Source organism: Dokdonella sp. (assembly GCF_049593775.1).
Lineage (GTDB): Bacteria > Pseudomonadota > Gammaproteobacteria > Xanthomonadales > Rhodanobacteraceae > Dokdonella.
In genome coordinates this window covers 1-8345 of the sequence record NZ_JBAWHJ010000430.1, presented here as the reverse complement: position 1 = coordinate 8345, position 8345 = coordinate 1, and the positions used below count along the sequence as shown (strand labels likewise).

Sequence of the window (8345 nt, the reverse complement as noted above, 5' to 3'; positions counted from 1 at the left end):
GGACTATCCGATGATGCGTCGGCCGCTTACACGAATCCGGCCGGACTGACCCAACTCGTAAGCCCGGAAGTAGCTCTCGAAATCCGTTCCGTCGATACGAATACGCGCTGGCTGGATGGCGGCAACGTCCAGTACAACCCGTTCAATTCTTCGGCGCTCAACTACTCCTCGCAGAATGACGACACCACCTCGGTGCGAGCATTTTCGTTCGTGTATCCGAGCGAGCGCATGTCTTTCGCGTTCTATCGCTACGAGATCGTCAACTACGAGACCGAATTCCAGAGCGCGGGTGCGACCTGGACGACAGGTGACGGCAGCGGCCAGTTCGGCGATATCTTTGCCTATGACGTCAATGCCAATCTCGAGATCGAGGTCTATGGCGCAGCCATGGGATTCAAGGTCAACGACCAGTTTTCACTGGGGCTGGGTATCAACTACTACCTGCTCGACATCAGCGCAACGACTGATCGCTTCTTCCCGGACGGTGAGCCCGCTATCCGCGAAGCCAGCCTCAACGGCGATGGTGCCTGGGGCTTCAACCTGGGCGCGCGCTGGGTTGCGACTGACTGGATGAGCGTAGGTCTGTCGTGGCGCTTCGCGCCCGACCTCAATTATGACGCGGTGCTAAGCTCGCAGTCCGTGCCGGGCGTAACCGAGCTCACGGAAACGGACATGAACGTACCGGACGTGTTCGGAATCGGTTTCAGTTTTCGTCCCAGCGATGCGTGGATCATCAATTTCGATGTGAATCGCGTGTTCTATTCGCAGATTACCGATGATCTGAATTCGGCGTTCGATTCGGACCAGACCACCGAGCTGGATCCTCTCAAGCTCAAGGATGGCACCGAAATCCATCTGGGCACGGAATACACGTTTGCGACGCGCTACCCGTTCAGTGTCCGTGTCGGTGCCTGGCATGATCCCGCACACGAAATGGTCTATCGCGGTACGCCAGCGCCTACCGATTTCAATACGACCTTGCTGCCCCCGGTCAATGCGGCGACGTTCTCTGCGGGTCGTGGAAGCGAGACCCACTACACGTTCGGCATGGGCATGGCATTCAGCAATTTCCAGGTCGATCTGGGCGCGGACTTTTCCGACACCAGCGACATGGTCTCCCTGTCAGGCGTCTATCGCTTCTGATAGCGCCGCAGTCGGGGCAAACCACTCCAGACCCGTCTTCCCGCATTCGCGGCAAGGCGGGTTTTTTGTTTTTCGCGATTCAGGCCAGGGCCCAATGATCAGGGTTGCGTGACGACTCGGCTATCCGCCCGCATAGAAATTCAGGAACTTCGGCGAGTAGAACTGCGCGTCCGGCTTGAGTCCGGGTTCGCCCTTGCGCGCTTCGTCCGCCGCCTGGCGCGCGATTTTGGTTGCGGCAGCATCATCACCGATACGGGACAGGTTGTACGCGGCTGCGGCACGCAACGTAAGCATGTGCCAGCGCAGCTTCGGAGAGGGCGGCACTTGTGTGCTGAGTTTGAGCACATCCTGGTAGCGACCTGACAGATAGGCATCCACGAGAGGCCGCAGGATCTGCTCGGACATTCTGGATGAACCCTTGCTCGCACTGGTGGCCGGTGGTGGTGCTGGCGCCTGCACGACCGGGCGTGGCGGCGGTGCTGTTGCCGGTTTCTGCGCTGCCCTGGCTGGTGGTGGCGCAACCGCAACCGCAACCGGTGCCACCTTTGCAATTGCCTCGGGCGGTGCAGAGGGCGTCGGTGTCGGCTTGTCCTGGCTGGCCAGCTGACTGCCACACTTCAGCCGGGCTTCGCGTTCTTCTTCGGCCAGTTCCGGAAAGCCCTGGACAAAGGATTCATTTCCGCCCTGGGACCAGAATCGCAGTGCGGCCTTGCAATTACCCTGGCGCTGCGCGGCCATGCCGGCGTAGTGCTGCGGGGCGTAGATCTCATAGCGCTGGCCGTAGACGCGAAGGCGCTTTGCGGGTGTCGCATTGCCGGCCAGGGCCTTCTGCATGTAGCGCTCGACGTCATCCCACTTGCCATCCCGGGCCGCTTCGATGCCACGCGCGTAATCCTGCTTCCAGTCGGCCCACGCCGGCCCGCAGGCAAGCATGGTCAAGGCCAGCAAGGCACGCGTCACTCGCACAGTGAGCGCCCTAGAGCCCGGCACGATTGATGTACTCCTCGGCGCTCAGGGTCGGGAAACTGCCGCTGGTCTGACTGCGCTTTCCCGCTGTCACGCGGGCGAACGCGGAGACTGCCTTGGATGATTCGGGATGACGCAAGGTAATGTAGTAGCTACCGGCCGGTACGGTCAGCAGCATTGGTGTACTGCGTTCGGAAGGAAGCTCGACCGGCTTGCGTGAAGCATCGAGGACCTGGTCGACCAAACCCCACGGCAATGCGTTGATCACGAGTTCGCCATTGCGCGCCGCGGCCTCCTGGTCGCGCTGATTCTTCAGCGCGGTGACGCTCGCCTGCGCGGTCGCGGTAATGGTGGCCAGTCGACTGCTGCCATCAAGTCTGGACGCGACTGCCTCGACTGCTTCGAGGTTGGCGATGCCTGCTTCGAGCGTGCGCGCATTCTGCACGTCGTTGGCGAGGACTTTCTCCAGTTGCGCTTCAAATCGTGCGCTCGCGGCAGCATCGACTTCGCGCAAGGTCAGGATGGCCTGCGCAGCAGCGCTGGCATCCTCGGCGTTCATGGGCCGGTTCTGCAGAAGTGCGGCGAGTTGCCGTTCGCTGGCCTGTTGCGCCTGTTCGACTTTCGAGGCTGCTTCGCGCCTGCGCACATCGCCAATCAACCCGGCGATCCTCGGTTCGGAAGGATAGGCTTCTGCCGCCGAGGCGGCGAGGCTCGTCGCATATTCCAGATCGTTGCGTTCGATGGCACCGCGCAACGCATCGGCGACGACACGGGGCAACGCCTCGCGCAACTTCAAGGCATCAGCATTCTGTGGATCAATGCCGAGCAGCTGGTCAAGAACATCGCGTGCATTGTCCGGGGAGGGTGGCAGCAGTCGACCTGAAGCAATCGAGGAGCGGGCGAGGTTCAACTGCGATGCAATTGCCGCGCGTTGGGAACCCAGGGTTTTTTGTGCCGTGTCTCGAATGCTGGCGGCGGCCTCAAGGTTGGGGTCGACGCGAAGGGCCAGTTCGGATCGATCCAGTGCGGCCTCGACATCCGAATCGGTTTGGGCCGCCTGCGCCTCTTCCAGTATGCGCGCTGCCAGATCCTGCTTGAACGCGTTGACCTCGGCATTGCTGCTATCAACCTGGCGCGCCTGTTCAAACCAGTCGAATGCATTGTCCCCGGCAGGTTCGCTGATCTTGCCGGCCGCGAGGGCCGAGCGCGCCTTCTCAAGCAAGCCCTCGATGCGTCGGGCACTCTGCCGGGTCGCCTGGGCCAGCCTGATCTCCTGGTCCAGGGCCGCGTAGGCTGGATCCGAACCGAATTCGGCTTGCAGCGCTGCCAGGTTCTCGCCGGCCTGGTCGGCGTTGCCTGCCTGAAGCTGCTCGCGCACGCGAGCGAATTCGGCGTCGGTGACGGCTTTCAGCCTGGCTTGCACATCCGGGTTCAATGGGGTCAGGCTCAGTGCGGTACGCAGCAAGGCATACGCGCCGTCGGGTCCGGTTCTCTGCTCGCGATCTTCCGCGGCTCTTGCCTTGCGCAGGAGCTCATCGACACGCACTGCAACTTCACGCTGTTCCTGTTCTTCGCCGATGCGCCTGACCAGCGCTTGCACGTCGAGATCGTCGGGCATGACCAGAAGTGCCTGATTGGCCTTTTCGCCGGCACCATCCAGATCGTCCTTGCCCAGGGCAAGTTCAGCCTCGCTGCGCAACTGGGCAGAAATCCGGGTTAGCAACTCAAGCGCGCGGTCGTTCTCGGGATCCTTTTGCAGGACTTTCTGCAAATCCTCGAATGCATTCTCGCCGGGTGGGGTCAGCAGGTCGCCACTGGCGACCAGGCGATCGGCTTCGCGCAGCAGGGTGCGTACCAGGTACTGGTCGTCCTGGCTCAGGGTTCGTGGCTTGAAGGCAGCCCAGAGAACGAGCCCGAGGATGATCACGCCGAAGGCTGCCGCCACGGTCGCGAGCAGTCGCGGGCGCTCGCGCATGACCTTGACCATCTGCGAGGTCGTGTGGCGACTCATCGACGGGTCGGTTTGCGGCATGCGCAACAGGTCGAGGGCGAAACCGCTGTCGCCGTCGGTGTAGTCGCCGGAGAAGCCCAATGCGCGCAGGCGCTCGGAAGCCGTTGCCGCGGTGATGTTGCCCAGTTGCTTGCCCAGGGCGTCGTTGCCGACGACCAGTCCACGCAAGGCCTTTACGAAATCCTGCAGGTTGTCGAAGCGGTCGTTCGGCTCCTTGGCCAGCATGCGATCGAAGACTGGCTGCAGGGGCTGCAGGTCATCGGGTAGCGGCGGCGGCGGTTGCAGCGCATGTCCCATCAGCACGGTCATCGGATTTTCGCCGGTGAACGGCGGGTTTCCGGTCAGCATTTCGTAAAACAGAATGCCGAGTGCGTACTGGTCGGCACGGCCGTCGATATCGCGACCGCTGGCCTGCTCGGGGCTCATGTAGGTCGGCGTGCCGAGTACGAGTCCGGTCTGGGTAATGCGCGAGGCGAGTACATCCGACTGCTTGGCGATGCCGAAATCAGTCAGGACCGGGGTGTTCGCATCGCGGAACATCACGTTCGATGGCTTGAGGTCGCGATGGATGACGCCATTGCGATGGGCGTACTCGAGCCCGTTCGCGAGCTGCACGATGACGCCGATGGCTTCGCCAAGCGAAAGACCCGTGCGCATGCGCTCGGACAGCGTGCCGCCTTCCAGCAGTTCCATCGAGATATAGGCGACTTCGTCACGCGTGACGATGTCGTAGACCGCGACGATATTGCGGTGAGGCAGCTTGGCCATGGTTCGGCCTTCGAGCAGGAAGCGTCGCTCGAATTCCGGCATCGGGCCACTGCTCACGCGCAACTCGCGTCGCATGACCTTGATGGCAACCTTGCGATCGAGCGAATGCTGGATAGCGAGGTAGACGGTCGCCATGCCGCCCTCGCCCAGTTCGCTGATCATTTCGTAGCCAGGAATGTCCTGGATGCGGTCGGTCATGTCCCCTGTCCTCGTGCCGCCCGATCATAGCAAAGCAGCGCTGGAGGGCGGTCACGCTTGAGTGGGGATTGCTGCTGAAGCCGTGCCTGAGCGTGAGCGCTGGCCGGGCAAACATGGCCGTTGCAGACGATCCTGCGATTCAGGCACTGGGATGACCAGTAGCACAAGGCTTGCTGCCCTGCAGGCGGCTGACAGTCTTCTCAGCGGCACGATTGGGCCGCAACGCGCACCTCAAAATGCTCATTTGCTGCATGCAGGCGGCGCTTTCCCGGCCCGCCTTGCCTTGCCTCGCACTCGCCTGGGCGAAGTTCGACAGTCTCCTAGAAGATCGCGATCTCGTCCGGTATCGAACGAGGTTCCGGCGCAGCAGGAGGTGGCGGTGGCGTGGGCGGAGTCGGTGCCTTGGCCGGTTTGACCGGTTCAACCGGAGCCGGAGGAGCGGGAGGTGCCGGCGGTGCCGGAGGCGGCGGCGAGCCCACGCTGAACAAGGCCTTGTACTTTGGTGCCTTGATCTTCAGGGTCATCGGCTTGCGATCGCGCAAGATGGCCAGCTCGACCAGTTCGCCGGATTCCTGATCGCGCAACATGCGCAAGGCCTGCTCAGGTCTTTCGACCCGCTTGCCGGCGATCTCTTGAATGACGTCACCCGCCTTGATTTCGGGCAAGGCTTCCTGGCTGGCCGAAAGTACGAGGACGCCGCTGTCGGCACCGAAATAGCGACCAAGCTCGGCATTCAGCGAGGTCAGATTGATCCCCCACCAGGGCATGGACTCGTGCCTGAATTCGTACTCCAGGGTTTTGCCGCTAATTTTTTCGTGCATGCCTTCGTGTTGAGCGCGCCAGGCCAGCTTGCGTGCCTCGCGACTGGCCGCGCGGCTCTGGCCCGCAGCTTCGCCACCGGCATCATCGGCGCGTTCCTGCACGATGACTTCGATGCGGTGCTCCAGGTCGCGCTGCTGATCGCGCATGGACTTGACATCCATCTCGCTGTCGCCGCTGAACAGGGTTTGCCAGTTCAAGGCCTCGCGGCGCTCGGCCTTGATTTCAACCGTTGCCGTCTCGCGAGCGCCACGCCGATAGCCAAGTCGGACGGTTTCACCCGGCTTGAGGTTGCTCAGCGTCCGTCGGGCCTTGTCCAGCGATGGCCCGGCTGCGCTGCCGGCCAGCGACTCGCCGTCGATGCTGACCAGGATGTCGCCGCTGTGCAGGCCGGCACGTGCGGCCGGACCGTCCGGTGTGACCGCATCGATGCGGGCACCCTTCGGCTCCGCGGACAGGACCACTCCAATCACGGCTCGATCCGGATCATTCATGTACCTAAACGCATAGGCCTGCGGGCCGACGTCGCCGAGCTGCAGGGAAAGTTCAGCCATGCGCCGCGACAGTTCGCCGATCTGTTCGCGCAGTTCTGCCATTTCGATCCGCGCCTCCTCGGCAGAAGCCGCCGTCGCGGTACTGGATTCCACAGCGGGGTTCGGCGTCGGCTGCGCCGAAAATGCCACGCCAGCTTGCAGGAGTGCGCCGAATGCGAGGATCAGGCGTGGGCCATTCATGTGTGTTTCCTTGTTCATGGAATCAGAAGAGGTTGGGGGCGGGGGAAGCGGAGAAACTGTCCTGAGCCATGCTGGCCAGTGGTTCGCTGCGGATACTTGCGAGGTCTTCGAGCAGGGCGACACGCTGGCGCCAGAGCGGCAGCGATTCGACGTCATTTCGGCTCGCCGAGAGTTGCACGTCGATCAAGCCGACGAGGTCCTCGATTTCAGCGCTCGCCATGAGGCTGCGTCCATCACGCGGAGCCATGCCGGACAGACTCGCCAACCAGGCCTCGAGGTCTCTTGAGTCTGCGCGCAGGCGGTCGATCTCGCTGGCTTGCACGGCGATGGACGGGGCTGCTGAGGATGTTGCCGATTGCACGTTGGACGGTGGTGCCACGGGCGTGCTCGGCCAGATCAGCATTGCTGCGAGCATCACGCTCGCAGCGAGTGCCGTTGGCACGGCCCAGCGACGCCGCATCTGTCGTCGCCGCAGGTTCAACGACACCTGCGCGAACAGATCATCCGGCGGCGTTGCCATCGGCAGCGCGCGCAGCGCATCGGCAAGGGTGTCGGCCGGCTTCATGCCGTCGCCAGGGATGACAATGAACATGATTCACCTGCTTCTGGGGATTCCAGCAGTTGGCGCAAGCGTGCCGTGCCGCGTGCGAGTTGTGATTTGGAAAAGCTGATCGAGTTGCCAGTCATTTCGGCGATCTCCGAATGTGTGTGTCCTTCCACGTGATAAAGCCAGATCACGCTGCGCGTCGTTGCCGGCAACTGCAGCAACGCCGCCTCGAGCAATCCGGACTCGGCCGTGGCCCAGGGCGGTGCGGTGTCTGCCAGCAATTCCTCGCCTTCTTCGAGCGCGTGGCTGGGTCGACCGCGCTCACGGCGCAGTCGCATGAGTGCCTCGTTGAGCACGATCTGACGAACCCAGCCCCAGAAAGGCGCCGTGCCGCGAAACTGGCTGGCGCGTTCGAATACGCGCAGCAAGGCGTCGTGGACGATCTCGCGTGCGTCTTCGCGATCGCCAAGCATGCGCAAGGCCAGGTTCCAGGCGGGACGCTCGAACATTCGATAGATCTGCTCGAACGCCTGTACGTCACCGCGCTGGATGCGGGAGACAAGGCTGGCCGGGACATCAATACAGAAAGTGCTGTTCACGGTCATGCAGGATGCTCCCCGGCGGGCGATGGTCGCAACGCTGGTTGGGGGGCCAGGGATTGGGAACCGGGATTGGCCTTTTTGTTCGAGGTTCGAATTCGAGCGAAATGGGGCCTGCCGAAAGCTTGGAGCCGACCGTCCGGGGCTGTCCGCCGCTTGCGTGCGGACACTGTCCGCACGTCGGGACTAGCCACGAATATTCATTTTATTCAGATAGTTAAGTGCTGGCACGGGAGTTGCTGATGCTACACATGAGGGCGGCCACTGGGTGCTGTCCATGGAGATCTGGATGATTCGCGACACCTCGGCGCAGGACAGGCAAATCAGGCACGAACCCCAGCGTCGCCAGCGATGGATCAAGCTGGGAGTTGCCGCTGCCGTGCTCATAGCCGTACTTGCCCTGATCGTACCGACCGCCACGCGGCTGTTTTCGTCGGACATCTCCGCGAGTTCGAGCCGGTTGCGCGTAGCCGAGGTCACGCGTGGCACGCTGACGCGGGACGTATCGGTCCAGGGCAGCGTCGTCGCTGCGGTGAGTCCGACGCTGTACGCCTCCAGCC

General features: G+C 62.7%; 6 protein-coding genes and 1 pseudogene. 2 read left to right on the top strand and 5 right to left on the bottom strand.

The genetic code is table 11. The features are described 5' to 3' along the window. A partial coding sequence (locus WBP53_RS14860) for an OmpP1/FadL family transporter (RefSeq protein WP_423930286.1) occupies positions 1-1143 on the top strand: 1143 nt, incomplete at its 5' end. 120 nt (positions 1144-1263) lie between these two features. Here the strand turns inward: WBP53_RS14860 and WBP53_RS14855 are convergent. The 5 genes from WBP53_RS14855 to WBP53_RS14835 form a co-directional block, all read right to left on the bottom strand. Next, positions 1264-2133, bottom strand: coding sequence for a hypothetical protein (locus WBP53_RS14855; protein WP_423930284.1), 870 nt, complete (start codon positions 2131-2133; stop codon positions 1264-1266). Further along, the gene (locus tag WBP53_RS14850) at positions 2120-5086 is read right to left on the bottom strand and encodes a protein kinase domain-containing protein (protein WP_423930282.1); all 2967 of its coding nucleotides are present in this window, start codon (positions 5084-5086) and stop codon (positions 2120-2122) included. Before WBP53_RS14850 ends, WBP53_RS14855 begins: the two co-directional genes overlap by 14 nt. A 320-nt stretch (positions 5087-5406) precedes the next feature. Next, positions 5407-6639: a PDZ domain-containing protein gene (locus WBP53_RS14845; protein WP_423930280.1), complete on the bottom strand. Its 1233-nt coding sequence runs from the start codon at positions 6637-6639 to the stop codon at positions 5407-5409. A gap of 22 nt (positions 6640-6661) precedes the next feature. Next, entirely contained in the window at positions 6662-7231 is a 570-nt protein-coding gene (locus tag WBP53_RS14840) for a hypothetical protein (protein ID WP_423930278.1), read from the bottom strand. Continuing rightward, positions 7201-7791 (bottom strand): RNA polymerase sigma factor, encoded by a 591-nt coding sequence (locus WBP53_RS14835; RefSeq protein WP_423930276.1) that lies wholly within the window; start codon positions 7789-7791, stop codon positions 7201-7203. The genes WBP53_RS14840 and WBP53_RS14835 overlap by 31 nt, the downstream gene beginning before the upstream one ends. 283 nt (positions 7792-8074) lie before the next feature. Between WBP53_RS14835 and WBP53_RS14830 the strand changes: the two are divergent. Beyond that, a pseudogene (locus WBP53_RS14830) lies at positions 8075-8345 on the top strand (efflux transporter periplasmic adaptor subunit); the annotation flags it as partial.

Bases quoted from the DNA above. Each gene is read 5' to 3' on its own strand.
- WBP53_RS14850 (WP_423930282.1), bottom strand. From the start codon at position 5,086: ATGACCGACCGCATCCAGGACATTCCTGGCTACGAAATGATCAGCGAA.
- WBP53_RS14845 (WP_423930280.1), bottom strand. From the start codon at position 6,639: ATGAATGGCCCACGCCTGATCCTCGCATTCGGCGCACTCCTGCAAGCT.
- WBP53_RS14840 (WP_423930278.1), bottom strand. From the start codon at position 7,231: ATGTTCATTGTCATCCCTGGCGACGGCATGAAGCCGGCCGACACCCTT.
- WBP53_RS14835 (WP_423930276.1), bottom strand. From the start codon at position 7,791: ATGACCGTGAACAGCACTTTCTGTATTGATGTCCCGGCCAGCCTTGTC.